Genomic DNA, 25,711 nt, shown 5'->3' with positions numbered 1-25,711 from the left:
CGCGGCGTGTGACGACAACCGAGATGTCCTGCGACACAACAGAAAAGCTGCCCCGCCCGACACATCCACCATGCGGCCGTCCAGCCCGGGTTCCGGCATCGGCCGTCCGCCGATCCACTCGTCGACCGGCGCCGGATCCACCCGGTCCTCACCGAGTTCGGAATCGACCAGCACCACCGCGACCGCCGCATGCCGCTTCGTCGGGTCGGTCACGGCGCGGCGCTCGTGCCCCGCCAGATGCGCCCCGATACGTTCCCGCAGGGCTTCGTCATAGGCGATCGTCACCGCTCGACCATATGCGGGTACGCCGAGCACCCGACGCCGAGGTGACGCCCCGCTACTGGTCCGGCTTGCGGGTCTGCTGATACAGCGCGAGCTTCCAGGCACCGTCGACCCGGTGGTAGACGCTGGACATGGCGCCGACGAAGGCAGGCTCCTCCTCGTCGCGATAGGCCGTACCGGTGTAGACCAGGGCGGCGCTGTCGTCGTCGAGCACGATGAGCCGCACTCCGCTGATCTCATAGGCACGCCACGGCGGCGACTCCGAGAGTGCGCTGACGACCGTGTTGCGGTCCATCACCATGCCGTTGGCGAGCACCATCACCGCATCGGGCAGCATCAGCTCGCCATAGAAATCGGCGCCGGTGGACTCGCACAGCGAGTCCCACCCGGCACGTTCGATGTGCAGGAGTTCGTCGGAAACTTGGCTGGTCACTGCTGGGTGATACCCGTTACTCGGACCTGGTATGCCTGGGCAACTCTGTTAAAACAGTGGTAGAAGTGACGTGTGGGTGTCCGTCAGGTATCGGCCCTCGCGGGCATCGCAGCAGTGTCTGCGGCCGCCGCGCTGGGCACGATCGCGACGCCCATCGCGATGCCCTCGGCCGCGGCCGCACCCGACTGTCCCGACATCGAGGTCGTCTTCGCCCGTGGCACCGACGAACCCGCCGGTATCGGCAACGTCGGCAAGGCGTTCGTCGACACGCTGCGCCCCATGGTCAAGGGCTCGACGATCGGCACCTACGCGGTCCAGTACCCCGCGTCGTGGGACTTCATGAAGGCCGCGGCCGGCGCCACCGACATGAGCAAGCGCGTTCAGGCCACCGCGGCCCGGTGCCCCAAGACCAAGATCGTGATGGGCGGCTATTCGCAGGGCGCCGCCGTCGTCGACGTGGTGGCCACCTCACCGATCGCCGGTCTCGGCTACAGCGCCCCACTGCCCGCCGCGGTCGTCCCGCGTGTCGCGTCGGTCGTGGTCTTCGGGAACCCGTCGGCACGCCTCGGTCAGCCGTTGACCCGGATGAGCCCGGACTTCGGCGCCAGGACCGCGGACCTGTGCAACACCAACGATCCGATCTGTTCGCTCGGCCGGGACTGGAATGCGCACATCACCTATCCCAAATCGGGCCTGATCAAGCTTGCCGCGCAATGGGTCACGCGTCACGTCAAGGCGCCCCCTCCGGCGCCCGCTGCTCGACGGTGATCGGACCGGTTTCCAGCTCGCGCAAAGCAGTTCGCAGGCCTCGGCGCCTACCGGTCCGAGGATCGACCCCGAAGCTCTCGCGCATACCCGCCCGCACCCGGAACTTGAGCTCCGAATGAGTTTCGGGAGCGTCGTCGGAAGTGGCCTTGAGCAGCTTGTCGGGCAGCGCCAGCTTCAGGATGGTCCAGAACGACTGAAAGTACTGGCGGGGAAGTGATCCCGTTGTGTATGGCAGATCGTACTTGTCGCACAGCGCCCGCACCCTCTGGCTGATCTCGGCGTACCGGTTGCTGGGTAGGTCCGGAAACAGGTGATGCTCGATCTGGTAGCACAAGTTGCCGCTCATGAATGCCATCAGCGGCCCGGCATGAAAGTTCGCCGACGCGAGCATCTGGCGCAGATACCACTCTCCCGGAGTCTCCCGGTCGAACTCCTCGCGGGTGAACTTCTCTGCGCCGTCGGGGAAATGCCCGCAGAAGATGACGACGTAGGCCCAGTAGTTGCGGATCAGGTTCGCGATGAAGTTGGCTTTGAGGGTGTGCTTCCAGTTCGGTCCCGACAAGGCCGGGTAGACGAGGTAGTCCTTGCCCGCCTGCTTGCCGACCTTCTTGCCGATCACCCGTAGGTCCTTGCGCACCTCCGCCATCGACTTCTCGCCCTTGCGGAACCTGGTGGTCTCCAGTCCGTGTGCGGCGACACCCCATTCGAACAGTGTGCCGAGCAGCAGGTTGTAGATCGGATTGCCGACCATCCACCGCTCCCACCGCTGGTCGCGCGTCAACCGCATGATGCCGTAGCCGATGTCGTCGTCGAGACCGACGACATTGGTGTACTTGTGGTGGATGAAGTTGTGGGACTTCTTCCAGTGCACACTGGGCGCGGTGGTATCCCATTCCCACTCCGTGGAATGAATCTCAGGGTCGTTCATCCAGTCCCACTGGCCATGGATGATGTTGTGCCCCAACTCCATGTTCTCGATGATCTTGGCGGTGGCGAGCATCCCGATACCGCCGTATCGGGCGATCCGGTTTCCACTGGCGAACAATGCGACTCGACCGCCTGCGGCGAGTGCGCGCTGCAGCTGGATGGCCCGGCGGATGTAACGGGCGTCGCGCTGCCCTCGGGATTCCTCGACGTCCGTGCGGATCGCGTCGAGTTCAGCGGCAAGTGCCTCGACATCCTCGTCGGTGAGGTGCGCATACTGCTTGATGTCGGCGATGGCCATGTTCCTCCTTGCGGTTCTCGAAGACGTCCTCAAACGTTCAACGTGCAGTCCCCTGAAGCCGTGGAGATGCAGGTGTTGATCCGGTCACCAGCACCGTGCTCCTCGCCGGATCGGAAATCCCGGACGTGCCCGGATTCCAGTGGCAGCACGCAGGTCTGACAGATGCCCATCCGGCAACCGAAGGGCATCTGGATTCCGACCTGCTCACCTGCTTCCAGAAGCGATGTGGCGCCGTCGATCTCGACGCTCTTGTCGGAGAAGGCGAAGGTCACCGTGCCACCCTCACCGCCTCGGTCGGTCCTGGCGATGACGAACCTTTCGGTGTGCAGGTTTTCGGTCCGTCCCGCATCCGCCCAAAAGGATTCGATGGTGTCGAGCATCTCCGGCGGGCCACAGGCCCAGGTCGGCCGCCGCGCCCAGTCCGGGGCGATGTCGGACAGCGCGGCACCGAAATCGAGGTGCCCCTGTTCCTCGGTCAGGTGCAGATGCAACCGGTAGCCGGTGAGCTGCTGGTCGAGGTTGCGTAGCTCGTCGTAGAAGATCACGGCGTCGGTACCGGGTGCGGAGTGGATGTGCACGATGTCGGGGTTCTGTCCGCGATGTCTCAACGACCGGAGCATCGCCATGATCGGCGTGATGCCGCTGCCTGCCGACACCAACAACAGCTTGGCCGGCGGCGGATCGGGCAGCGCGAAGTCGCCCCGAGGTGAGGCGAGCCGCACGATGGTCCCCGGGTTCACCCCGTTGACCAGATGAGTGGACAGGAAGCCCTCCGGAGTGGCTTTGACCGTGATCGAGATCAAGTCGGCCTTGCGGCGCGGCACCGACGTCAGCGAATACGACCGCCAGTGCCAACGCCCATCGATGTGCAGGCCGATGCCCACATACTGGCCCGGTTTGTAGTCACCCGAGAAGCCCCAACCCGGCTTGATCGTCACAGTGGCCGAGTCAGGTGTCTCCGTGCGTACCTCCACGACCTCACCGCGTAGTTCCCGTGCCGACCACAGCGGGTTCAGGAGCTGGAGATAGTCGTCCGGCAACAGCGGCGTGGTGGCCCGCGCCAGCAAGCCGCGCACGACGTTGACATTGCGGGGGGAAGCGGTCTCGACGCCTCGCGCCGGCTTCTCTGTCCAGCGCGTCAACCGCCGCAACGTCCCCGTCATCGGCGCTCACCGCGCCAGTGCCGAAACCTCAGGTCTGGTGAACACATGTATGCCGAGTACCCACACGGGCTCAGCTCACACGCCGGCCTCATGCTCGGCCGGCACCGGGTAGAGGACGTGGGTCCCCGGAAGCCCCTTGAGCTCGACCTCCCTGGGAACGCCCAGCATGACGTCGTCGAGGTGCTTGACCGCCTCCCCGACCGGTTCGCTGACCAGGATCTCGCCGCCGCCGGCCTGCCCGGCGACCCGGGCCGCCATCGCCACGTCGAGCCCGAACAGATCGTCGCCACGGCGCACCGATGTGCCCATGTGCACACCGATGCGCACCCGGATCGCCTGCCAGCGTTGGGGGTTCTCCGCGAGCGCGCGCTGCACGTCGGTGGCGAAGCGCACCGCGTTCTCCGGGTCGGCGAACGCAATCATGAACCCGTCACCCTGGGTCTTGACCACATGACCGCCATGCTTGTCGACCCGTGCCTGAACGAGCTTGTTGTGCTTCTCCAGCAGCTTCACCCAGGCCCGGTCACCCATCGCGGCGTTGTATTCGGTCGAGCCCTCGATGTCGGAGAAGACGATGACGACGCGCCCGTCAGCGGTCAGCCGGGCCAGGTCCGGACGTTCCACCTGGGCCCATCCGGCCAGATCCTCGATCGAGTTGCGCACGGTCGCGCCCAGGCCCTTGTTGATCAGCATGTCCGCGGTCTGAAAGACCGTCTTGATCGCCAGGGGTGCCACCCCGCGACGGCGCTTCCGCCGCCGGTCCTCGTCCTCGAGCTTCATGCGCTCGATCTCACGGCGGGCGTTGTTCAGCTGACGCCGGCTCACGATGAACAGCACCAGGAACGTCACGAACGCCGCGAACAGCGCGACGACAACCACCAGCAGGACAACCTCGACAGTGGACGGCATCGACACCCGCTGATTATCGCCGCATGTCACATTTCGTCGATTCGCGGTGTCCCAAGGGGGTAGTCACCGACAACTAGGAGTCACCATGGATGCTCGTTTGAACCTGTTCGAGAACCGGACCGCCGCCAAGATGCTCAAGTACGTCACGTCGGCCGGCAAGGTCATCACGGACTCGACGCTTCCCGAGTCCACCCACCAATTGGTGGCGCTGCGCGCCAGCCAGATCAACGGCTGCGGCTTCTGCACCGACATGCACACCAAGGACGCCGTCCTCGCCGGGGAGACCCAGCAGCGCCTTCACCTGGTCGCGGCCTGGCGGGAGGCCACCGTGTTCACCGAAGCCGAACGCGCCGCGCTGGAGTTGACGGAGGAGGGCACCCGGATCGCCGACGCCGCAGGCGGGGTCAGCGACGAGGTGTGGGCGAACGCGGTCAAGCACTACGACGAGGATCAGCTGGCCGCCCTGGTGTGCCTCATCGCCTTCATGAACACCGTCAACCGCCTGAACGTGATCGTTCAGATGCCCGCAGGGGACTACCAGCCAGGTCAGTTCGGATAGCGATGCTGCGCTCGCGTTCGTAACGCAGTGGCGGCCGAGAGGCCAGTTCTTCGCCACAGCGTTACGAACGTGAACCGTGCCCGGCGATCGACGGTGCCGGCCAACTGGCACGCTGGTCATCAATATGACCACTCCCCTGCTCGTCGATCCGAACGACCTCTCGGCACTGCAAGCCAAGGGCGGAGACGCCGACGCTCTGTTCACCGACTTCGCCGGCTGGGCCGAGGCCAACGGCACCACGCTCTACCCCGCGCAGGAGGAGGCGCTGATCGAACTGGTCAGCGGAGCGAACGTGATCCTCGCGACGCCGACCGGTTCCGGTAAGTCGCTGGTGGCCACCGGAGCGATCTATGCGGCGCTCGCCGCGGACCGCGTCAGTTTCTACACCGCCCCGATCAAGGCGCTGGTCAGTGAGAAGTTCTTCGCGCTGTGCGACGTGTTCGGGGCCGACAACGTCGGCATGCTGACCGGGGACGCATCGGTCAACGCCGACGCACCGATCATCGCCTGCACCGCCGAGATCTTGGCCAACCTCGCGTTGCGGGAAGGCGCCGATGCCGACATCGGCCTGGTGGTGATGGACGAGTTCCACTTCTACGGCGACCCGGACCGCGGCTGGGCCTGGCAGGTGCCACTGCTGGAACTTCCCAAGGCCCAGTTCCTGCTGATGTCGGCCACGCTGGGCGACGTCGAATTCCTGCGCAAGGACCTGACCCGGCGCACCGGACGGGAGACGGCCCTGGTGGCCGGGGCGCAACGGCCGGTGCCGCTGTTCTTCTCGTATGCCACCACGCCGATGCACGAGACCATCGCGGACCTGCTCGATACCAAGCAGGCCCCGATCTACGTCGTGCACTTCACCCAGGCCTCGGCGCTGGAGCGGGCGCAGGCCCTGATGAGTGTCAACGTCAGCACCAAGGAGGAGAAGGCCGCGATCGCCGAGATGATCGGCGGTTTCCGCTTTTCCACGACATTCGGAACCACGTTGTCGCGGCTGGTGCGCCACGGCATCGGCGTCCACCACGCCGGCATGCTGCCCAAGTACCGCCGGCTGGTGGAACAGTTGGCCCAGGCCGGGTTGCTCAAGGTGATCTGCGGTACCGACACCCTCGGCGTCGGGATCAACGTGCCGATCCGCACCGTCGTCTTCTCCGCGCTGTCCAAATACGACGGCACCCGGATGCGGTTGCTCAACGCCCGCGAGTTCCACCAGATCGCCGGGCGCGCCGGCCGCGCCGGATACGACACCGCGGGCACCGTGGTGGTGCAGGCGCCCGACCATGAGGTCGAGAACATCAAGCAGTTCGCCAAGGTCGCCGATGATCCGAAGAAGCGCCGAAAGTTGGTGCGGCGCAAGGCACCTGAGGGCATGGTGCCGTGGGGCGAGAACACCATGAACCGGCTGATGGAGGCCGCGCCCGAGGCATTGACCAGCAACATGCGGGTGTCGACGGCGATGATCCTCGACGTGGTGGACCGTCCCGGCGATCCGTTCGCGGCGATGCGGCGCCTGCTCACCGACAACCATGAACCGCGCAAACGTCAGCTGAAACACATCCGGGAGGCCGTGGGCATCGCCCGGTCCCTGCTGCAGGCCGGCGTCGTGGAACGTCTCGACGAACCCGAGGCCGATGGTCGTCGCTACCGGCTGACCGTCGACCTGCCGCCCGATTTCGCGCTCAACCAACCGCTGTCGACCTTCGCTCTGGCCGCGGTGGACGTGCTGGATCCCGACGCGGAAGATCCAGCAAGCTATGCCTTGAATGTCATTTCGGTGATCGAGGCGACTCTGGAAGACCCGCGCCAGATCCTGGCCGCGCAACTGAACAAAGCCAGGGGCGAAGCGGTGGCCGAGATGAAGGCCGAGGGCATCGAGTACGACGAACGCATCGAACTGCTCGACGAGGTCACCTATCCCAAGCCGCTGGCCGAACTGCTGCAACACACCTACGAGGTGTACCGGCAGACCAATCCGTGGGCGGCCGACGGGCACCTGTCGCCCAAGTCGGTGGTGCGTGAGATGTGGGAACGGGCCCTGACCTTCCGTGAGTACATCAGCGTCTATGGGCTGACCCGCTCCGAAGGCGCGGTGCTGCGCTACCTGTCGGATGCGTTCAAGGCGCTGCGCTCCGGTGTGCCCGCCTCGGCGCGGACCGAGCAACTCGCCGACATCGTCGAATGGCTCGGCGAATTGGTGCGCCAGGTGGATTCCAGCCTGCTCGACGAGTGGGAGCAGCTGACGAGTCCGGACCAACCTCACGACGCACCGGTGGCGGTTCCGGCCCGACCACGGCCGCTGACCGGCAACGAGCGGGCATTCACCGCGATGGTGCGCAACGCACTGTTCCGTCGGGTGGAGTTGTTCGCGCGGGCCCGCTGGGACGAGCTCGGTGCGCTGGACGCCTCATCCGGGTGGACGGCCGAACGCTGGGCCGAAATCGGGGAAGAGTACTTCGACGAGCACGCCGAGGTGGGCACCGGAGCCGATGCTCGGGGCCCGGCGTTGCTGATCTTCGACCGGCAGCCGCAGGTGTGGCGGATTCGACAGATCCTCGAAGATCCTGCCGGAGATCACGATTGGGGCTTCGACGTGGAAGTCGACCTGGCCGCGAGCGACGAAGAGGGTGCCGCGGTGCTGCGTATCGTGGATGTCGGCCGGATGGGGTGAGCGCTTGCTGACCTGAATTTTATCGCGACCCCGGGGCCTTGCGGCAAGGCCCCGGTGATGGCGCACAATCGCTGGCCGGAGCAAGCCACGGAGGAACAGGGAGCACGTGCCAGCTGACGATCACGATGTCGAAGTGCAGTCCGAACAGACCTATGTCGACGGGCTCTATACCCGCCTGGACGCCGAACGCATCCGGGTGCGTGACCGCTACCGCACCGCGCTGCGCGAGCACGGCGGCTCCGCGGTGGAACGCGACGCCGAGGTGCGCGCATTGGCCAAGGAAGCCAACCGGCTCGATGTGGCCGACAACGGCCTGTGCTTCGGGCGGCTGGAATCCGTTGCCGGGGAACATCTCTACGTCGGGCGCCTCGGCATCTTCGATCGTGAGGACGACTACGAACCGTTGCTGCTGGACTGGCGGGCACCGCTGGCGCGACCGTTCTACACCGCAACCGGGGCCAACCCGGAGAACATGCGCCGGCGGCGCCAGTTCCGCACCCTGGGTCGGCGGGTGCTCGATTTCACCGACGAGGTGCTGGGCCGGCCCGCCGCGGGCGACGAAGGTGACGAGGACGCCGCACTGCTGGCCGCGGTGAACGCTCCGCGCGGCGAGGGCATGCGCGACATCGTCGCCACGATCCAGTCCGAGCAGGACGAGGTCATCCGCAACGAACACACCGGCGTGCTGGTGGTCGAGGGCGGCCCTGGCACCGGGAAGACCGTGGTGGCGCTGCACCGGGTGGCCTACCTGCTCTACACCCACCGGGAGCGGATCGAACGTCACGGCGTGCTCGTGGTCGGACCCAACGAGGCGTTCCTGAACCACATCGGCCGGGTGCTGCCCTCACTGGGCGAGTCCGACGCGGTGTTCATGACGCCCGGCGACTTGGCTCCCGGCCTGCACGTCACCGCCGAGGACGCACCCGAGGTGGCCGCGATCAAGGGCTCGTTGAAGATCCTCGATGTGCTGGCCGCCGCGGTCGCCGACCGTCAGGAGGTCCCCGACGAGCCGATCTACATCGAACTGCCCGATGTCACCGTCCGCATCGACGCCGAAACCGCGCAGTGGGCCATCGAGGAGGCCCGTGAAACGGGACTACCGCACAACGAGGCGCGTACGACGTTCCGCGACATCGTCACCTACGTCCTCACCGAACGTGCCGTCGCGCGTATCGGCAAGGGCTGGTTGAGCCGTCAGGACAAGGCGGCGTGGGAGGAGCTGCGGGCCAGCGTGGTCAGCGAGCTCGACGAGAACGCGGCGTTCGCCGCGGCACTAGATCGACTCTGGCCGATCCTGACCCCGGAGACCCTGCTGGCCCCGCTGTACTCGTCGGCCGAGAGGTTGGCCGCGGCCGGCGCCGACCCTCGCCTGTTGCGTACCGACGGCAGCGCCTGGACCGTCTCGGACGTGCCGTTGCTCGACGAGCTGGTCGACCTCCTGGGCCGGGACAAGGCGGGCGAGGAAGCCGCCGAACGCGAACGGCGCGAGGAAGCCGCCTACGCCGCAGGCGTGCTCGATCTGATGATCGCCCGCGAGGACCTGATGGACGACGAGGACCACCTGCTGGCCAGCGACCTCATCGACGCCGAGGACCTGGCCGACCGGTTCCTCGAGCGCGACACCCGGGAACTCGCCGAACGCGCTGCGGCCGACCGGGATTGGACCTACGGTCATGTTGTGGTCGACGAAGCCCAGGAACTGTCCGAGATGGACTGGCGGGTGTTGATGCGTCGGTGTCCACGCCGGTCCTTCACGGTGGTCGGCGACCTGGCTCAGCGCCGCTCGGCCGCCGGCGCCCGGTCCTGGGACGCGATGCTCGAACCCTACGTGCCCGGCCGGTGGATCTACCGGACCCTGTCGGTCAACTACCGGACCCCGGCCGAGATCATGGCGGTGGCCGGAGCGCTGCTCGCCGAGTTCGCGCCCGGCGTCAAACCGCCGGAGTCCGTCCGGTCCTGCGGTGTGCAGCCGTGGGCCAGGCAGCTGGCCGCCGCTGAAATCCCATCAGCTGTCGAGGAATTCGTGCGGGAGGAAGCCACCCGCGAGGGCACGTGTGTGGTGATCGGCCCACCCGGCGTGCCCGGTGCGGTGGCACCGTCGGAAACCAAGGGCCTCGAGTTCGACGCCGTGCTCGTGGTGGAACCCGCACACATCCTGGCCGACGGCGACCGCGGCGCCGCCGAGTTGTATGTCGCACTCACCCGCGCGACGCAGCGCCTCGGCGTGCTCCACACCGAACCCCTGCCCGACGCGCTGAACGGACTCGCCCATGCCTGACACCACCTGCGTGATCGCGGGCGGCGGCCCCGCCGGAATGATGCTCGGGCTGATCCTGGCCAGGTGCGGGGTACCGGTCACCGTCATGGAGAAGCACGCCGACTTCCTGCGCGACTTCCGCGGCGACACCGTGCACCCGAGCACCATGCGCATGCTCGACGAGCTGGGACTCTTCGGAGAGTTCGACAAGATCGGCTACAGCAAGGTGGAAAAGGGCGAGTTCACGGTCGACGGCGAGCCGGTGACGCTGGTCGACTTCCGTCGACTGCGCCAGCCCCACCCGTACGTGGCGATGGTGCCGCAGTGGGACTTCCTCGACCTGCTGGCTGATGCGGGCAGAGCGGAACCCAACTTCACCCTGCGCATGCAGACCGAGGTGACCGGACTACTGCGCGAAGGCGAGCGCGTCACCGGGGTCCGGTACACCAGTCCGGACGGGGACGGGGAGCTGCGCGCCGAGCTCACCGTGGCCTGCGACGGGCGCACGTCGCTGGTCAAGCGGGAGGCCGGACTCAACACCCGGGACTACCCGGTGCCCTTCGACGTGTGGTGGTTCCGCCTGCCGCGCACCGAAGATGGCCAGTACTCACTGATCCCGCGGACCGCGCCCGGACGGGCGTTGATCATGATTCCCCGCACCGGCTACTTCCAGGTCGCCTACCTGATCCCGAAGGGCAGCGATGCCGGACTCCGGGCCCGCGGCCTGGACGCCTTCCACGCCGAACTCGCCGAACTCATTCCGGAGGCCGATCCCGGCGCACTCACCTCCTGGGACGACGTCAAGCATCTCGACGTCCAACTCAACCGTCTGCCGCGGTGGCACCGCGAGGGGCTGCTGTGCATCGGCGACGCCGCCCACGCGATGTCGCCGGTCGGCGGCGTCGGCATCAATGTCGCCATCCAGGACGCCGCCGCGGCCGCCCGCCTGCTGTACCAACCGCTACGGGAGCATCGGGTCACCGGATCCGACCTCGCCGCTGTGCAGCGTCGGCGCACGCTGCCCACTGTCATCACCCAAGGCTTCCAACGGATCCTGCATCGCCGGGTGATTGCGCCCGTCATGGCCGGGGCCGACATCACCCCGCCCGGAGCTCTGCTGAAGATCGTGCACCGGTTCCCCCAGCTGACCACGATTCCGGCGTACCTGGTCGGTACCGGGGTGCGTCCCGAGCACGTCGCCGCACCGGCCCGCCGATAGGTGCGGCGTGGGGGCAAAACAGAATCCCGATCAACGCCGGCGCGAATTGTGCGACGCGGCAATCACTCTGCTGGCCCGCGAGGGCATCAAAGGCGTCACCCATCTGAAGGTCGACCGCAAAGCCGGGGTACCGGACGGCACCACGTCGTTCTACTTCCGCACCAGCGCGGCCTTGATGCGGGCGGCGGCCAACCGCATCGCCGATCTGGACCTGGCCGATCTGACCGCGGCCACAGGTCCGGGGGCGCACGGTGATGTGCGCGGTCTGGCGCGGCTGGTCATCCGGTCGAGCACCGGCGCGCGTCTGGTCCGGAGCAAGGCCCGCTACGAGCTGGTCATGCCCTCGAGCCGCGACGCCGGACTGGCCGAGGCGTTCAGCCACAACCAGCAGCGGTTCTTCGAACTACACCGCAACGTTGTGGTGGCGCTCTGCCCGGCCGAGACCGATCCCGGTCTGATCGACGAAAAAGCGTACGTACTGCTGACTTTCATCAGTGGACTGATGCTCGCACTGGCCCGCGGCGACCGCACCATCAACTCCGACGAGGAACTCCACGACATCATCGCCGCGATCGTCGCCGCTGCCCCGGCCGCCTCACATCGCGAAGGAGTAGCCACCGTTGACCGGTAGCGTCTGGCCGGTGATCCAGGAGCCGTGGTCGCCGGCCAGCAGCACCGCCAGATAGGCCACATCCTCGGGCAGCCCGGGCCTGCGGATCGGGTAACGCGACAGGATCGCCTTCGCCTGCGGGGAATCGGCCATCTCGGCCCACAGCGGTTCGGTGAGCGGTGTGCGCATGGTGCCCAGCGCGATGTTGTTGGCGGTGACACCGTAGCGGCCGTTCTCCAGCGCGATCGACCGCGTCAGACCCGCGGCACCGGCCTTGGCCGCCGCATAGACCGCGCCACTGGCGTCCCCCGTCCGGCCCGCATCCGAGACGATCGTCACGACCCGACCCCACTGCCGCTCCACCATCGTCGGCAGAACCGCCCGCGTGCAATTCAGCACGCCGTACAGATTCACCTGGAGGAAGGGGTCCCAGTCCGCGGGTGAGGTTTCCGCGAACGGCATTCGGGCGGCGAATCCCTCGGCCCCGGCATTACCCGCGTTGTTCACCAGTACATCGACCGGGCCGACCTCTTCGACCGCCTCGGTGACCGCTCGATAGTCGGTGACGTCGAACGGTACCGACAGCACGTCACCGCCCGCTTCCCGCAGCTCTGCGGCCACCGCCTCGGCTCGGTCACCCCGGAGGTCATTGACCAGCACGGTGGCGCCGGCGGCCGCGAAGGCATCGGCCAGTCCCCGGCCGACTCCCTGTCCGGCACCGGTGATCAGCACGCGTCGGCCCGACAGATCGAATTGCAGCGTCATCGTCGGTGTCTCCTGAGGTTCGGCGCTTCGGACAAAAGTGATCAAGTCTCTATACCAGTAGAGACTTGAGGGCTGTTCCCGCGGGGCCGGTGACCATAACCTGGAAGCGTTCAGCCATAGGAGGGCACTGATGAGCGACCACGACGTACGGATGATCATCCTCTCGACCGACGACCTGGATGAGTCGATCCGCTTCTACAGCGAGACCCTGGGAATGCCACTCAAGTTCCGCGATGGCGCCCACTTCGCCGCGCTCGACGGTGGATCGCTCACCCTCGCCCTGGCCACGTCGGTGGACCACCCGATCCCCGGACAGGTTGTCGTGGGGATCAAGACTGCCGACGTCGATGGCGCGGCCAAGGCGATCGAAGCCAGCGGCGGCGGAATCATCAAGCACCCGTACGACGATGCCCACGAGCGTCGGGCGGTGGTCTACGACAACAAGGGCAACGGCCTGGTCTTCTACAGCCCTCTCAACCGCTAGCCCACCGAACCCGCAGCGGCGAGCAGGGTTTCGGCCAGAAGTGCTGCGGCGGGTGTCAAGCGCTCGGCCGGCGGTGCGGCGAGATAGACCTGCCACACCGCCGGATCGCGCAACGCCACCGCTCGCAGATCACCGAAGCGTTGCGCCTCCGACACGGGCATGAAGGACGTGCCCAGCCCGTTTCCGACGAGTTCGGCGATCGCGGCGAATCCGGCGGGCACCTCGTACTGCGTCTGGGGTTGCACACCGGCGCGGTGGAACGCCTCGTCCATCAGGCGCCGCAGCCCGAATTCGGGCGGGAAACCGACGAGATCCTCACCGGCCAGCTCACCCAGATCGAGGCGACGACGGCGCGCCAGCTCATGGTCGTCACGGCAGACGAAGACCATCGGCTCCTCGAACAGCAGCTTCATGTCGAGCTGCCCCGGGAACCGGTTGGGCAGCGACACCAGTGCCAGGTCCAGCGAGCCCTCCAGCAGTGCGGCAAGATAGGCCGACGCGCCGGACTGACTCAGCCTCAACCGCAGCCGGACATGCGGGTGGGTCCGGTGGAAATCTCCGAGGGCGCGGGCGACATCAACCGGCCCATAGGAGATCAGCGAACCGAATTCGACTGTGCCCATCAGTGATCCACGAAACTGGGCGGCGGATTCAGCCGCCGCCCTGGCTGCGTGCAGAACCTCGTGGGCATGTGCCGAGAAGGCCTCCCCCGCGGCGGTCAGACTGATCCGTTGCCGCGAGCGGTCGAACAACGCCACCCCGAGTTCACGCTCCAATTTCGCGATCGACGTCGACAACGCCGATTGCACGACGTGCGCGCGTTCGGCGGCTCGGGTGAAGCTCATCTCACCGGCCACCGCAATGAAGTGTTCGATCTGGCGTAACTCCACTGTGTCAGCCTATCTATCTAGTCGATAAGGGTCATCAGATTCAATCGTTGGACTTGATGGCCACGCGAGGGTGAGATGGATACGACGAGCCCGCGAGAAGGAGCAGCAACGGTGAACGGTTTGAGCAGAAGGAATTTCGGCTTCCTCACGGCAGCCGCTGCCGGCGCGGCCACCTTGGCGGCCTGTGGCACGTCGTCCACTCCTGCCCCGGCTGCCCCGGCCGCGCCGTCGAAACCGTCACACCCCATGAACCCGGTCAAGCAGATCGACGCCGGTGATCTCAACGTGGGCTACACCGAGGCCGGTCCGGCCGACGGTCTCCCGGTGATCCTGCTGCACGGCTGGCCCTACGACATCCACAGCTACGCCGACGCCTCGGCGCTGCTCGCCGATCAGGGCTTCCGCGTCATCGTGCCCCACCTGCGCGGGTTCGGGTCGACCCGTTTCCGCTCCGCCGACACCGTGCGCAACGGCCAGCAGGCGGCCCTGGCGCACGACGTCATCGCGCTGATGGATGCGCTGAACATCCCGAAGGCCGTGCTCGGTGGATACGACTGGGGTGGCCGCACCGCCAACAACGTTGCCGCACTGTGGCCACAGCGCTGTGCGGGACTGGTCGCGGTCAGCGGCTACATCACCGCCAATCTGGCGGCCAATCTGAAGCCGCTGACGCCCGAAGCCGAGTTGGGGTGGTGGTACCAGTACTACTTCGCGACCCCGCGCGGTGAACTCGGCTACCGCGAGAACACCAAGGAGTTCAACCGGCTGATCTGGACCAAGGCCTCACCACTGTGGCACTTCGACGACGCCACCTACGATCTGTCCGCCGCCGCGTTCGACAATCCCGACCACGTTGCGATCGTGGTGCACAACTACCGGTGGCGGCTCAGCCTGGCTCCCGGCGAAGCGCGCTATGACGCCGACGAAGCCCGGTTGGCCGGCAAGCCCCCGGTCACCGTGCCGACCATCACGATCGGGTCCGACTTCGACGGTGCGGCCAAGGACGGTGCCGGCTATCGCTCGCTCTACACCGGGCCCTACGAACATCGAGTCCTCGACGGCATCGGACACAACGTTCCCCAGGAAGCGCCCGAACAGTTCGTCGCCGCCGTCGCCGACGTCAGCCGCATGGGTGGACGCTGAAGTCCCTGCTCAGGTGGTGAAGATCGACAGATGCACGTACACCTCATCCGGTGATCGCTCGTCGACGATGACATCCCGGTACACCGTCCGCCCGGCTTTCGTGGTGACCCGGTCCTGGGCGTACAGCGGATTCGGCGCGGCGGACAACGGTGGCCCGGCGATCACCGGCGTGGTGCGGGGAAGCTCCGAGGCGTGCGGCTGCTCTTCGAACTGCGCCAACAACTCCCGCAATTGGGCGACATTCATCCTCAACGCCAACCGGTAGCGGGTGTCGATGCCCGATTCTGAATCCACGCCCAGCACGACGACTCCCGCGGGTAGTGCCACGTCGCCGAACCCGGCCGCCGTCGCCGCGGACACCTGGCCGCCATCCCGCGGGGTCGCCGCGTCCGGTGTCGAGCAAGCCGTGAACAGCACCGTCACGGCGAACAACCACAGCACCAGCGCGGTGCGCTTCCCACCTGTCATGGACAGTCCCGTCGTCAGGGATACGGCCGTCCGGTCAGCTTCCGGATCGTGCGGATCTCACCGTCGCGGTAAGGCCGGCCATCAGCATGGAACAAGTCATGGAACCACACCCGCGGCGGAGACTTGTACGGCCTGTCCCAGGAGTCCCACGGCAGATACGTCTGCGTCTTACCCGCGACCAGGCCCCAGTTGTACGCACCGACGTTGTGTCGTTTGGCGATCGGCAACACACCCTCGATGGTGCTGCCCTCCCCACGTGCCAGGTACTCGGTGCACAGGATGGGACGGCCCATCGGGGCCAGCTCACCGATCCGGGCCTCGAACCCTTCCGGATGGTCGTAGCTGTGGAAGGTCACCACGTCGGAGAGGTCGAGCTGCAGCGTCGCCATCCGGCTGCGCGCCAACGGATCAGCCCACGGACCGTCCCACACACCGCTGGTCAACGGTTGGACGGGGTTGACCGAGCGAGCCCACCCGAAGACCTGCGGCAGCAACTCCTCGACCAGGGCGATCTTGTCCTGGCGTTCCACCTCGCGGTAGTTGGCCGCGGGATTGTCCGGCTCGTTCCACAGGTCCCACCCGAGCACCCGCTCGTCGCGACGGAACTGGCTGATCACGCCGACCACGTACTCGCGCAGCAGTCGCCGGTACCGGCGATCGTCCAGGTGCTGTGCACCCGGGCCCTGCACCCAGACCGAATTGTGGATCCCGGGCCGGGGACGGCGCTGATGCCCCAGTCGGGGAAACGGATCCCAGCAGGAGTCGAACAGTACGAACAGCGGTTTGATGCCGTGACTGGACGCGAGGGCAACGAACTGGGCGAGTCGGTTCTGAAAGCCCAGATGCCCCTGCGCCCACAACTGGTCGTGCAGGAAGACCCGCACCGTGTTGAACCCGGCCAGCCGGGCGATCCGCAACTCGTTGTCGATCTGCTGCGGGTCGTAGGTGTCCGGCTGGAACATCTCCAGCTGATTGCCCGCGTTCGACGGGATGAAGTTGGCGCCGACCAGCCAACCCTGTGCGGCGTACCAGCGGTGCGCCCGCTCCGGTGACCAGCGGGCTCCGTGGCCGTCGATCTGCGCGTTGGCCCGCGGCGCCCTCCCCAGCGCAGCGGCCACGGTCATCACCAATGGGATCTTGAATGCAGCCCGACGGGCCATCCGGCCGTGCTCGCCTTGCCTGATGTGCATCGAACTACCAATCAACCTGGCTTCCTTAGCATTTCGTTGCCAACATCGGCACTGTCGGCTTTGTGGATCTTCAACCTGCCCCCACTCGAGGTGTACCCGACAGCGACTCAGGCTGCACACCACGACGCTGTGGTTTGGGCTGACCGACGGCGGGTACCTGTTCACGGTGAACGACCGCATCGCCGATCCATGGGGCCCCAGGACACCCTACGGGCGCGGGCAGGCATGGCCGGACCGCGAGGACAGCTACCTCGACGGGGGGCTGGCTCCCGAGCAGGTGGACCGCTGGGTTCAATCGGCCGCGGTCCTGCACTCCAACGGTGACGGACTGGACATCGCCGTGAAGGACGGCCGGATCGTGGGGGTGCGCGGACGCACGGTGGACCGCGTCAACCACGGCCGGGTCGATCCCAAAGATCTCTTCGGGTGGCAGGCCAACGCCTCACCTGATCGGTTGACCACTCCCCTGATCCGCCGCGCCGGCAAGCTGGTCGCAGCCGACTGGGACACCGCGATGGACCGGATCGTGGCCCACACGACGAGCCTGCTGAACGATCATGGGCCGAGCTCGATCGGCTTCTACACGTCCGGCCAGCTGTTCATCGAGGAGTACTACACCCAGGGCGTGATCGCACACGGGGCGATCGGCACCAACCACGTCGACGGAAACACGAGGTTGTGCACCGCGACGGCCGGCGAGGCGCTCAAGGAGTCGTTCGGCTGCGACGGCCAGCCGGGTTCCTACGCCGATGTCGACCACTGCGACACCATCGCGCTGTACGGCCACAACGTCGCCGAGACCCAGACCGTGCTGTGGATGCGCATGCTCGATCGCCTTGCCGGGATCGATCCGCCCGCGCTTCTGTGTGTGGACCCACGACCGACCCTCGTCGCACAACACGCCACGGTGCACCTGGCACCCTTGCCGGGCACCAACGTGGCCCTGATGAATGGGCTGTTGCACGAGATCCTCGCCCATGACTGGGTGGACCACGCGTACGTCGACGCGCACACCGTCGGCTACGACGAACTGGCCAAGCGGGTCGCCGAGTTCCCTCTGGACCGGGTCGCCCGCATCTGTGAGATCGAGCCGAAACAGCTGAGTGCAGCCGCGGAAATCCTCGGCACCGCCGAGCGGCTACTGTCGACCGTGCTGCAGGGCTTCTACCAGTCACATCAGGCCACCGCGGCGGCAGTGCAGGTCAACAACGTGCACCTGGTGCGCGGCCTGCTCGGCAAGCCTGGCTGCGGCATCCTGCAGATGAACGGCCAGCCCACCGCCGAGAACACCCGAGAGTGCGGAGCCGACGGTGATCTGGCCGGATTCCGCAACTGGGCCAACGACTCTCACATCGAGGAACTGGCGCGGCTGTGGAACCTCGATCCGATGCAGATCCCGCATTACGCGCCTCCCACCCATTGCATGCAGATGCTGCGCTACGCCGAAGAAGGCAGCCTCCGCATGTTGTGGGTCACCGCGACCAATCCGGCGGTATCCCTGCCCGAGCTGGAGCGGATCCGTCGCATCCTGTCCCAGGACCGGCTGTTCCTGGTGGTTCAGGACATCTTTCTGACCGAGACCGCCGCGCTGGCCGACGTGGTGCTGCCCGCCGCAGCGTGGGCGGAGAAGACCGGGACGTTCACCAATGCCGATCGCACCGTGCACCTTTCGGCGAAAGCCGTAGACCCGCCCGGGCAGGCCCGCTCGGACCTCGACATCTTCCTCGACTTCGCCCGGCGCATGGGATTCCGGGACGCCGACGGGCAACCACTGCCGCCCTGGCGCACACCCGAAGCCGCCTTCGAAGCCTGGAAGCAGTGCAGTGCCGGACGGCCGTGCGACTACACGGGCCTGAGCTACGACAAGCTGCGCGGCGGCAGCGGCATCCAGTGGCCATGCAACTCCGAGAATCCCGACGGCACCGAGCGCCTCTACGCCGACGGAAACTTCTGGGCGCAACCCGACTACTGCGAGGCCTACGGGAAAGACCTCATCACCGGCGCCCCACTGGAACCCACCGAGTACCGCGCGATGAACCCCTACGGGCGCGCCATCATCAAGGCCGCCGAATACGTGCCGCCCCATGAACCGCCGTCACCGGAGTACCCGTACGTATTGATCACCGGGCGCACCCTCTACCACTTCCACACCCGCACCAAAACCGGCCGGGCACCACAACTCAACGCAGCTGCGCCCCAGGTGTGGCTCGAGATATCCGAAACCGATTCCCGCAGAACCGGAATCGAGGAAGGCGATTTCGTCGAGGTCAGCACCCCACGAGGATGCGTCATGGCGGCCGCGCGGGTCACCGGTATCCGCCCGGGCGTGGTCTTCCTGCCGTTCCACTACGGGTACTGGGACACCCCGCCGGACCCGGGCTCCGGTGCCCATCACCGGGCCGCCAACGAGCTGACCCTCACCGATTGGGACCCGGTCTCCAAGCAGCCGATCTTCAAGACCGCCGCCGCGGCACTGCGGCGCATCGGCGGCGGCCGCGGCCCCGCTCCGGCGCCGACGAACACGGCCTCGGCGCCCGTGACGGCCGGGACGGACGGCTCGCCATGAGCAAGATCGCGCCGGCCCTGACCGAACTGCACCGCAGCGAGCAGTCTCTCGCCCGTGACCTGCATGCCATCGCCGCCCGCCATCACGCCGACCAGGACATCGCACACCTTGCCGAGGACCTGGCCCACTGGTCCGAGGAGCACGTGCATGCTCTGGCCGAGCACGGACGCCACTACGGCCTGCATCTGTCGGACCACTGCCGGCAGCACCCGATGACCCACCGGATCCAACAGGGACTCAGTACCGCGCTGCGCCGGCATCCGGAACCGGCGCTCGTCCTGCTGGCGGACCTGCGCTCCGTGCATCGCGACGCGGCCGGGGTGTCGCTGGACTGGGAGTTGCTCGCCCAGGGTGCGCAGGCCACCAAGGACGACGAGCTGCTCGAACTGACCAAGCGCTGTCATCCGCAGACCCTGCGTCAGATGCGTTGGGCCAACGCCATGCTCAAGGAGCTGTCACCGCAGGCGCTGTCCGGATAGCGCCGGTAGCGTTGCTGTGGTGAATGTCCCAGACGACGACAGAGTCGACGCAGGCACCCTGAGCGGGGTTTCGGAAACCGCCCTGCTGACCCTGAACGGCCGGGCCCACCAGGCCCGCCACCCCCATGCCATCATCGAGGATCCGCTGGCCATCAAGCTCGCTGACTCGATCGACTTCGACTTCGACAAGTTCGGACGGCGCAAGGGCCAGGAGATGGCGCTGCGCTCGCTGGCCTTCGACAAGGCCGCCCGTGGTTACCTGAGCGAGCACCCGTCGGCCACGGTGGTGGCATTGGCCGAAGGTCTGCAGACGAGTTTCTGGCGACTGGATGCGACGCTACCGGGTGCGCGGTTTCGTTGGCTCACCGTCGATTTCCCGCCCATCATCGAACTGCGCGAGCGTCTTCTGCCCGCGTCCGACCGCATCACCGTGCGGGCGCAGTCGGCGCTGGACTACAGCTGGATGGACGCGGTGGATCCCACCGACGGGATTTTCATCACGGCGGAGGGGTTGCTGATGTACCTGCAACCTGACGAAGCGCTCGGCCTGATCACCGAGTGCGCCAAGCGTTTTCCCGGCGGTCAGATGATCTTCGACCTGCCACCCGTGCTGGTGAAGAGGTTCGCGCCCAAAGGCATGCGGTCCTCGAGGCACTATCGGGTGCCACCCATGCCGTTCAGCCTGACGCCGGCCCAGTTGTCCGACCTGGCGCACACCGTGCCCGGTATCGCAGCCGTGCATGATCTGCCGATGCCGCGCGGACGCGGATGGTTCTTCCACACCGCGTTTCCGGCGTTCTGGCAGTTCAAGCCCACGCGCCAGATTCGCGGGGCCTACACGCTGCTGGAGTTCGGCTGACTAGCTGCCCGCAGCGGCCAACCGGGCGCGTTCCCGCATCGAGGCGACGACACCGCCGTCGTTGAGGATGTCCGTGCCGGTGAGATAGCCCGCCCGCTCACTGGCGCAGTAGGCCAGCAGATCAGCCATCTCCTCGGGCTTGCCCCAGCGCGGTACCGCCGCGTCGGCCACCATCGCGCCCGCGCCCGCCTGCTCCTCCAACCGGCCCATCTCGGTATCGATGGAACCCGGGGAGACGGAGACGATCCGGATGCCACGACCGTTGAACCGCTCGGCCTGCGACGAGCTGTACCACTTCACGAAGGCCTTGCTGATGGCATAGGAGAACCCGGAGCGCATGTCTTCCGGAGCCATGCCGCACGCCGCCAGCATTTCGGTGAGGAACTGGTCCTGGTCCTGGTCCTGCAGCGCCAGAGGGAAGTGCTGCGCGGGAATGACTTCCTCGGGTAGCAGATGTGCCGCCATCGACGCCACGTTGACGATCGCCGCGCCCTCGGGCGCGGACGCGAAAAAGGCTTCGTTCACATGCAGCGTGCCCAGCGCGTTGGTCTTCATCACGTACTCGGCGTCACCCATGCTGGGGCTGACCCCGGCCGCGTGGATGACGGCGCTGACGGTGCCGAGCCCGGCAGCGGTCTCCAACAACCGGTCGACGGCGGCCCGGTCCGTGACGTCGGCATTGACGATCCTGGCGGCGATCCCCAGGTCCCCCAGTGCGGTGGCGGCGGCGTCGAGGCGGTCCTGCCGGACATCGCACAACACCACTGTCTGGTCGCGGCCGACGACCTTGGCCGTGGCGAACCCCATTCCACCTGCGCCGCCTGTGATCACCGTCACCCGAGTCATGGCTAGCACGGTAGTGGCCGGTACGCGGCCCGGTCGCGGCGGGGTTGGTGCGACTGCTCAGCAGTGCGCCGGGCCGAGTGTTTCCAACCCGAATATGCGCAGGCCCGCTGTGCGAACGGTCTGACCGGCATATAACGGGTAGTGATGACCTGCCCGTATTGCGGATCTCCGCTCGATGCCGCCGACACCTGCAGCCGGTGCGGGCAGATCCACTCGTCCGCACCGACCGGGTGGCGTCCGGACCCCACCGCGCGTCACGAAGGCCGCTACTTCGTCACCGGGCATCCGACGAATCGGGTGCGTGACGGCCGAAGCGCATCGAGCGATCCGGGTGGCGGGCGGATGCTGCCGGACTACCTCGAGCTGAAGACGTCGGGTATCAGGGCAACCTGGTTGGGAACGACGGCCGCGGCGGCGATCATCGTGATGGCCGCTGCCGTGGTCTGGGTGCTGCTGGTGGCCGGGCGCAGACCACCACCCTCGCCGGAAGCCGGATACCTCAACGCACTGAAGGACGCCGGACTCAGCGGTCAGTTCAACTCCGACGCCAACGCCGTTGCCCACGGTCGGCAGGTCTGCCGTCATCTGGAAGACGGCGAACCCCAGCAGGGCCTGCTCGCCGACAAGATCGCGGTCGACACCTTCTGTCCGCTTTTCTCGCAGGGTTTTCACATACTCGAAAAGGCCAATGTCACGGGCACTTTCGTACTCACCGATAATTCCGGGGCCGAGGGCATCGTCTCGGACGGCGCAAAATGCCAGGGGGCGAACGGATATGCCGACGTCAATGCCGGCACACCCGTCACCGTCAAGAACGGCAAGGGCGACGTCCTGGCCACCACCACCCTGGGGCCCGGCAAGAGCGGTACCGCCAACTGCACTTTCACGTTCACCGTACCGCTGACCGAAGGTGAGGACCGCTACGTCCTTTCGGTCGGACGCCGTGGCGAATTCAGCTACAGCTTCGAACAGCTTGCGGCCAAAGGGATTCTGATGCAGCTCGGCCAGTGATGTTTGCGAAAACCACGTCCTGACGGGGAGTTCGCGCTGCCGATACCCTTCCTTACCACGCCGGACGCGGGCGGTTGGAAACGATGCGGTCACGAGTACGGCTCACTCACGTGTCAACCCCGCAACCATCTGAGAACTTGTGTGGACACCGATTTCGGGCAGCTCTACGGTTGCGCTCGACACAATTTTCACCGATGTAATTTATCCGCACGAAAAAGGGAGTCGCTCGTGATGACCACCTTTGCCAACATCACCGTCAAAACTGCTATCGGCGCTGGGTTTTGCCTGACAGCAGTGGCGGCCGCGATGGCGCTGAGCCCGCATGCGGCAGCGCTACCACTCAAGACCGGCGGATATAAATGCGTCGACGGGGCCGCCGCGCCCGGTGCACCGTGCGCCGCGCCGGCGGTGGAAGCCGCGGGGGTTGTTCCCGCAGCCGCACCTGCAGCCGTGCCTCCGGTACCTCTGGCGCCGCCACCGGTGGTTCCGCCGGTCCCCCTGGCACCCCCGCCACCGATCGTTCCGCCCGTGCCGCTGGCACCCCCGCCGGTGCCGGTGGTACCCGCCGCTCCTGTCGTCCCCGCCGCCGCACCGATCGCCGCGGCTCCGGTGACGGTCGCCGCAGGGACCGGAAAGGGTGTGCCGACCGTGTCGCCCGGAGGCGGCCCGGTCGCCGGGACGCCCACGCTGCCCGGCCCCGCCGACTAACCCGTCCCCCAGCGCCAGAAAAGGCGCCTGGCTCACGAGCCAGGCGCCTTTTCTGTGTCTTCTTCTGCGTGTCTGCCTTCGTGTGTCTTCGTGTGTCTTCGGGAGTCTGCAGCTGGGTTCTGCCCTGCCTCGCGCTGCGTTGACTTGCCTCGCAGCGGGATTCGCTACTCCTGGACGATCACCGGATCGCCGATGTGGACCGTGTTGAAGTACCACTCGGCGGCCGCTGGGATCAGGCTGATACAGCCGTGGCTCGTGTTGTCCAGCCCCATCGACGGCACGGCCCACGGCGCCGAATGCACGAACAGACCACGCTGGGTGAAGCGGACCGCGTAGTCCACGTCAAGGAGGTACCCGTCCGGCGCGTCGACGGGGATACCGACACTGCTGGAGTCCATCTTCACCGTGCGGTCTTTCCCCAGAACGGTGTAGGTGCCGACCGGGGTCGGATATTCCGGACGCCCCAGGGAGGCCAGCAGCACACCTGCCTCGCCGGCGTGCGGCAGGTGGTGCGGCGCAGGGAGATCGATCGGCGGCTCTTCACCGATCCCGTCGATGGTCACCGTGAAGGTGTGCTCGGAGATGTCTGCGACACCGATAACGGCTGGGCCGGTTTGGAACTCGGTCCGCAGGCCCCCGACCGACAGCATCACGGTGCTGTGCGCCGGCCAGAACTCGGCCGGCTTCCACGACACGACATTGGTGTCGAGCCACTCGTAGGTACCCGCACGAGCCGGTGTCGACTTGAGCCCGAGGGCACGTTCGACGACAGGGCGGTTGGTGACCGGATTCTTGAACGTGACCACCACCGGATGCCCCACCCCGACGACGGAGCCGGCGGCCGGCGCGATCGATTCGATGGTCGACGTCAGCGGAAGGCTCACCGCCGCCGTGTCGACGCTGTTCGTACCGCCAGAGAAATAGGTCATGACGACCACGACCAGAACGAGAACACCCTGAACTACCGCGCGCATCAACCCGATCTCTCTGCGATGCCCCCATGATCTTGAACGATGTCATGGTATGGCTCGCGGACAGCCCGAATGTGTAGTCACACGTAGACAATTCGGTCAAGCGTTCGTCACGTTTCGGCTACGGCGTCGGGCCCGCGGCGAAGGGCCCGCGACCTACCTCGCCGACTGCACCATTGCGGTGGACGGCGGGGCGCTGCGCGCAGCTGAGACCGCGGAGATCTTTCGGACGTCAGTCCGCGATGGCCTCGTCGCGGACGGCGTGCAAGGTGAGGACCCGAGCGCACGCCAGAGGGGTCACCAGGGCGTTGGTCCGCAGGCCGGACTGCGACGGACGCTGAGATTCCACGTCGGGCGCGTCGTCCTCATCGTCAAGCCGATAGGACGACGGATGCCTGCGCTTGGCCGCGGCGAGTTCACGGGCGTACCGCTGCGACGAACACCACAGTGGGTGCGTCGCCAGCTCGATAACCGTCGAGCCGGCAGCTTTTGTCGCCATGTTCAATGACCTCCAGCGGAGCTTCACGACACTTCTACTCAGTGCCAAGCGTGCTCGGCCAAGCTGAGACGGTGCATCGAGTTGGCCGTGGACTCCTTAAGGATCCCTCTTAAACGTCTTTTACACATCCAAAGAGCTTGAACAGAGACGTAATTCACATTCCTGAATTTGACATTGTTTGCTGTGACTGCTCCGGCAAGTCGAAGTGCGTCACGGTGACGCAATGACCCCGTGCACCCCAGCCAGTCGCGGGACCGCTACCCGCCAACCTCCGAGAACGCCGGCCTGCCCGACGCCGGATCCGTGACAACCCACCGAAGACGGATGATCACGCATCACCGTCCCGCGCAGCGGAATCCGTCGATTGTCGCGGTCCCCGTCCCGATCCGGCTGTCACCCACGTCCCCCAGAGAGACGGTGCAGCTTCCCCGACAGCTTCACCCCGGCCATGCACCGGGCCGCCGGGTAACCGGCCCCTGGTTTGCCGTATATACAGCGGGCCGTCGAGTGTCGACCGCAATCCGCCCCACCCGTCGTCTGGGAACTCGTTGTTCAGCTTCTCAGAGTGTTTCATCGTCGCCGTCGTGGATTCCAGCTACCGGATTCACCGCCGCGACCCGACTACCCGTCGGGGGAGCCCACAAGAATCGGGCCAGTTTCTTACATTCGCAAGAAACTTGCATGTAGGGCGACTCACAAATTAAGGAAGCACGCCAGCGAACGCGCCGCGGTTAGCCCC

24 protein-coding genes and 1 pseudogene are annotated in these 25,711 nt (G+C 66.6%); 13 read left to right on the top strand and 12 right to left on the bottom strand.

Annotated elements, in window-relative coordinates; genetic code table 11:
- A pseudogene (locus tag A5779_RS07295) lies at nucleotides 1-285 on the bottom strand (CoA pyrophosphatase); the annotation flags it as partial.
- Between the two features lie 52 nt (nucleotides 286-337).
- Nucleotides 338-715 carry a nuclear transport factor 2 family protein gene (locus tag A5779_RS07290; protein ID WP_064880378.1) on the bottom strand — a complete coding sequence of 126 codons (378 nt, stop codon included), beginning with the start codon at nucleotides 713-715 and terminating at the stop codon, nucleotides 338-340.
- Between the two features lie 159 nt (nucleotides 716-874).
- Between A5779_RS07290 and A5779_RS07285 the strand changes: the two genes are divergently transcribed.
- Nucleotides 875-1,483: a cutinase family protein gene (locus A5779_RS07285; protein ID WP_110776985.1), complete on the top strand. Its 609-nt coding sequence runs from the start codon at nucleotides 875-877 to the stop codon at nucleotides 1,481-1,483.
- Here the strand turns inward: A5779_RS07285 and A5779_RS07280 are convergent.
- The 3 genes from A5779_RS07280 to A5779_RS07270 all read right to left on the bottom strand — a co-directional run bounded on the left by A5779_RS07280 (nucleotide 1,446) and on the right by A5779_RS07270 (nucleotide 4,780).
- Complete coding sequence (locus A5779_RS07280) at nucleotides 1,446-2,708, bottom strand: fatty acid desaturase family protein (protein ID WP_064880374.1); 1,263 nt, start codon at nucleotides 2,706-2,708, stop codon at nucleotides 1,446-1,448. The two genes, A5779_RS07285 and A5779_RS07280, sit on opposite strands and share 38 nt — an antisense overlap.
- Nucleotides 2,709-2,737: 29 nt before the next feature.
- Nucleotides 2,738-3,871: a ferredoxin reductase gene (locus A5779_RS07275; protein WP_064880372.1), complete on the bottom strand. Its 1,134-nt coding sequence runs from the start codon at nucleotides 3,869-3,871 to the stop codon at nucleotides 2,738-2,740.
- A 75-nt stretch (nucleotides 3,872-3,946) separates the two neighbouring features.
- The gene (locus tag A5779_RS07270) at nucleotides 3,947-4,780 is read right to left on the bottom strand and encodes an adenylate/guanylate cyclase domain-containing protein (protein WP_207549042.1); all 834 of its coding nucleotides are present in this window, start codon (nucleotides 4,778-4,780) and stop codon (nucleotides 3,947-3,949) included.
- 85 nt (nucleotides 4,781-4,865) lie between these two features.
- On the opposite strand from A5779_RS07270, the gene A5779_RS07265 reads away from it, so the two are divergent.
- The 5 genes from A5779_RS07265 (at nucleotide 4,866) to A5779_RS07245 (ending at nucleotide 12,114) form a co-directional block, all read left to right on the top strand.
- Nucleotides 4,866-5,339, top strand: coding sequence for a carboxymuconolactone decarboxylase family protein (locus A5779_RS07265; protein ID WP_064880370.1), 474 nt, complete (start codon nucleotides 4,866-4,868; stop codon nucleotides 5,337-5,339).
- 124 nt (nucleotides 5,340-5,463) lie between these two features.
- Nucleotides 5,464-8,007 (top strand): DEAD/DEAH box helicase, encoded by a 2,544-nt coding sequence (locus A5779_RS07260; RefSeq protein ID WP_064880368.1) that lies wholly within the window; start codon nucleotides 5,464-5,466, stop codon nucleotides 8,005-8,007.
- 106 nt (nucleotides 8,008-8,113) lie between these two features.
- Nucleotides 8,114-10,285 carry an RNA polymerase recycling motor ATPase HelR gene (gene helR / locus A5779_RS07255; RefSeq protein ID WP_110776971.1) on the top strand — a complete coding sequence of 724 codons (2,172 nt, stop codon included), beginning with the start codon at nucleotides 8,114-8,116 and terminating at the stop codon, nucleotides 10,283-10,285.
- The gene (locus A5779_RS07250; protein ID WP_064880366.1) at nucleotides 10,278-11,483 is read left to right on the top strand and encodes an FAD-dependent oxidoreductase; all 1,206 of its coding nucleotides are present in this window, start codon (nucleotides 10,278-10,280) and stop codon (nucleotides 11,481-11,483) included. Before helR ends, A5779_RS07250 begins: the two co-directional genes overlap by 8 nt.
- Nucleotides 11,484-11,490: 7 nt before the next feature.
- Nucleotides 11,491-12,114 carry a TetR/AcrR family transcriptional regulator gene (locus A5779_RS07245; RefSeq protein WP_064880364.1) on the top strand — a complete coding sequence of 208 codons (624 nt, stop codon included), beginning with the start codon at nucleotides 11,491-11,493 and terminating at the stop codon, nucleotides 12,112-12,114.
- Here the strand turns inward: A5779_RS07245 and A5779_RS07240 are convergent.
- Nucleotides 12,079-12,858 carry an SDR family NAD(P)-dependent oxidoreductase gene (locus A5779_RS07240; RefSeq protein WP_064880362.1) on the bottom strand — a complete coding sequence of 260 codons (780 nt, stop codon included), beginning with the start codon at nucleotides 12,856-12,858 and terminating at the stop codon, nucleotides 12,079-12,081. The two genes, A5779_RS07245 and A5779_RS07240, sit on opposite strands and share 36 nt — an antisense overlap.
- Nucleotides 12,859-12,988: 130 nt before the next feature.
- On the opposite strand from A5779_RS07240, the gene A5779_RS07235 reads away from it, so the two are divergent.
- Entirely contained in the window at nucleotides 12,989-13,342 is a 354-nt protein-coding gene (locus A5779_RS07235; RefSeq protein WP_055119019.1) for a VOC family protein, read from the top strand.
- Here A5779_RS07235 and A5779_RS07230 read toward each other — a convergent pair.
- Nucleotides 13,339-14,232 carry a LysR family transcriptional regulator gene (locus tag A5779_RS07230; protein WP_064880360.1) on the bottom strand — a complete coding sequence of 298 codons (894 nt, stop codon included), beginning with the start codon at nucleotides 14,230-14,232 and terminating at the stop codon, nucleotides 13,339-13,341. The two genes, A5779_RS07235 and A5779_RS07230, sit on opposite strands and share 4 nt — an antisense overlap.
- Before the next feature lie 75 nt (nucleotides 14,233-14,307).
- Here A5779_RS07230 and A5779_RS07225 point away from each other — a divergent pair, with 75 nt between their 5' ends.
- Complete coding sequence (locus A5779_RS07225; protein ID WP_064880358.1) at nucleotides 14,308-15,375, top strand: alpha/beta fold hydrolase; 1,068 nt, start codon at nucleotides 14,308-14,310, stop codon at nucleotides 15,373-15,375.
- A 9-nt stretch (nucleotides 15,376-15,384) separates the two neighbouring features.
- Here the strand turns inward: A5779_RS07225 and A5779_RS07220 are convergent, their stop codons facing one another.
- On the bottom strand, nucleotides 15,385-15,843 hold the full coding sequence (locus A5779_RS07220) for a hypothetical protein (RefSeq protein ID WP_064880356.1): 459 nt from the start codon (nucleotides 15,841-15,843) through the stop codon (nucleotides 15,385-15,387).
- Between the two features lie 14 nt (nucleotides 15,844-15,857).
- Nucleotides 15,858-17,003: a glycoside hydrolase 5 family protein gene (locus tag A5779_RS07215; protein ID WP_064880354.1), complete on the bottom strand. Its 1,146-nt coding sequence runs from the start codon at nucleotides 17,001-17,003 to the stop codon at nucleotides 15,858-15,860.
- A 196-nt stretch (nucleotides 17,004-17,199) separates the two neighbouring features.
- Here A5779_RS07215 and A5779_RS07210 point away from each other — a divergent pair, with 196 nt between their 5' ends.
- The 3 genes from A5779_RS07210 to A5779_RS07200 are packed head-to-tail and all read left to right on the top strand — an operon-like array spanning nucleotide 17,200 to nucleotide 20,937.
- The gene (locus tag A5779_RS07210; protein WP_064880352.1) at nucleotides 17,200-19,599 is read left to right on the top strand and encodes a molybdopterin oxidoreductase family protein; all 2,400 of its coding nucleotides are present in this window, start codon (nucleotides 17,200-17,202) and stop codon (nucleotides 19,597-19,599) included.
- A complete protein-coding gene (locus A5779_RS07205; RefSeq protein WP_064880350.1) occupies nucleotides 19,596-20,078 on the top strand; it encodes a hypothetical protein in 483 nt (160 codons plus the stop codon). The genes A5779_RS07210 and A5779_RS07205 overlap by 4 nt, the downstream gene beginning before the upstream one ends.
- Nucleotides 20,079-20,097: 19 nt before the next feature.
- Nucleotides 20,098-20,937: a class I SAM-dependent methyltransferase gene (locus A5779_RS07200; protein WP_082941573.1), complete on the top strand. Its 840-nt coding sequence runs from the start codon at nucleotides 20,098-20,100 to the stop codon at nucleotides 20,935-20,937.
- Here the strand turns inward: A5779_RS07200 and A5779_RS07195 are convergent, their stop codons facing one another.
- Nucleotides 20,938-21,783: an SDR family oxidoreductase gene (locus A5779_RS07195; RefSeq protein WP_064880348.1), complete on the bottom strand. Its 846-nt coding sequence runs from the start codon at nucleotides 21,781-21,783 to the stop codon at nucleotides 20,938-20,940.
- Nucleotides 21,784-21,927: 144 nt separating this feature from the next.
- Here A5779_RS07195 and A5779_RS07190 point away from each other — a divergent pair, with 144 nt between their 5' ends.
- Nucleotides 21,928-22,794, top strand: a complete 867-nt coding sequence (locus A5779_RS07190) for a DUF732 domain-containing protein (RefSeq protein WP_064880346.1) — start codon at nucleotides 21,928-21,930, stop codon at nucleotides 22,792-22,794.
- Between the two features lie 231 nt (nucleotides 22,795-23,025).
- Complete coding sequence (locus A5779_RS07185) at nucleotides 23,026-23,502, top strand: hypothetical protein (RefSeq protein WP_064880397.1); 477 nt, start codon at nucleotides 23,026-23,028, stop codon at nucleotides 23,500-23,502.
- Between the two features lie 164 nt (nucleotides 23,503-23,666).
- Here A5779_RS07185 and A5779_RS07180 read toward each other — a convergent pair whose 3' ends face one another.
- Both A5779_RS07180 and A5779_RS07175 read right to left on the bottom strand, forming a co-directional pair.
- Entirely contained in the window at nucleotides 23,667-24,476 is an 810-nt protein-coding gene (locus A5779_RS07180) for a L,D-transpeptidase (protein ID WP_064880395.1), read from the bottom strand.
- A gap of 229 nt (nucleotides 24,477-24,705) precedes the next feature.
- Nucleotides 24,706-24,972 carry a hypothetical protein gene (locus tag A5779_RS07175; RefSeq protein ID WP_064880344.1) on the bottom strand — a complete coding sequence of 89 codons (267 nt, stop codon included), beginning with the start codon at nucleotides 24,970-24,972 and terminating at the stop codon, nucleotides 24,706-24,708.
- Nucleotides 24,973-25,711: the final 739 nt, after the last annotated feature.

It is taken from the genome of Mycolicibacterium peregrinum (assembly GCF_001665625.1).
Lineage (GTDB): Bacteria > Actinomycetota > Actinomycetes > Mycobacteriales > Mycobacteriaceae > Mycobacterium > Mycobacterium peregrinum_B.
The sequence above is the reverse complement of the archived record's forward strand: the minus strand, read 5'-3'. Positions and strand labels throughout refer to the sequence as shown.

Coding starts and splice junctions, on each gene's coding strand:
- A5779_RS07285 (WP_110776985.1), top strand. CDS start 875: ATGCCCTCGGCCGCGGCCGCACCCGACTGTCCCGACATCGAGGTCGTC.
- A5779_RS07280 (WP_064880374.1), bottom strand. CDS start 2,708: ATGGCCATCGCCGACATCAAGCAGTATGCGCACCTCACCGACGAGGAT.
- A5779_RS07275 (WP_064880372.1), bottom strand. CDS start 3,871: ATGACGGGGACGTTGCGGCGGTTGACGCGCTGGACAGAGAAGCCGGCG.
- A5779_RS07270 (WP_207549042.1), bottom strand. CDS start 4,780: ATGCCGTCCACTGTCGAGGTTGTCCTGCTGGTGGTTGTCGTCGCGCTG.
- A5779_RS07265 (WP_064880370.1), top strand. CDS start 4,866: ATGGATGCTCGTTTGAACCTGTTCGAGAACCGGACCGCCGCCAAGATG.
- A5779_RS07260 (WP_064880368.1), top strand. CDS start 5,464: ATGACCACTCCCCTGCTCGTCGATCCGAACGACCTCTCGGCACTGCAA.
- A5779_RS07250 (WP_064880366.1), top strand. CDS start 10,278: ATGCCTGACACCACCTGCGTGATCGCGGGCGGCGGCCCCGCCGGAATG.
- A5779_RS07240 (WP_064880362.1), bottom strand. CDS start 12,858: ATGACGCTGCAATTCGATCTGTCGGGCCGACGCGTGCTGATCACCGGT.
- A5779_RS07235 (WP_055119019.1), top strand. CDS start 12,989: ATGAGCGACCACGACGTACGGATGATCATCCTCTCGACCGACGACCTG.
- A5779_RS07225 (WP_064880358.1), top strand. CDS start 14,308: ATGGATACGACGAGCCCGCGAGAAGGAGCAGCAACGGTGAACGGTTTG.
- A5779_RS07220 (WP_064880356.1), bottom strand. CDS start 15,843: ATGACAGGTGGGAAGCGCACCGCGCTGGTGCTGTGGTTGTTCGCCGTG.
- A5779_RS07215 (WP_064880354.1), bottom strand. CDS start 17,003: ATGGCCCGTCGGGCTGCATTCAAGATCCCATTGGTGATGACCGTGGCC.
- A5779_RS07205 (WP_064880350.1), top strand. CDS start 19,596: ATGAGCAAGATCGCGCCGGCCCTGACCGAACTGCACCGCAGCGAGCAG.
- A5779_RS07195 (WP_064880348.1), bottom strand. CDS start 21,783: ATGACTCGGGTGACGGTGATCACAGGCGGCGCAGGTGGAATGGGGTTC.
- A5779_RS07190 (WP_064880346.1), top strand. CDS start 21,928: ATGACCTGCCCGTATTGCGGATCTCCGCTCGATGCCGCCGACACCTGC.
- A5779_RS07185 (WP_064880397.1), top strand. CDS start 23,026: ATGACCACCTTTGCCAACATCACCGTCAAAACTGCTATCGGCGCTGGG.
- A5779_RS07180 (WP_064880395.1), bottom strand. CDS start 24,476: ATGCGCGCGGTAGTTCAGGGTGTTCTCGTTCTGGTCGTGGTCGTCATG.
- A5779_RS07175 (WP_064880344.1), bottom strand. CDS start 24,972: ATGGCGACAAAAGCTGCCGGCTCGACGGTTATCGAGCTGGCGACGCAC.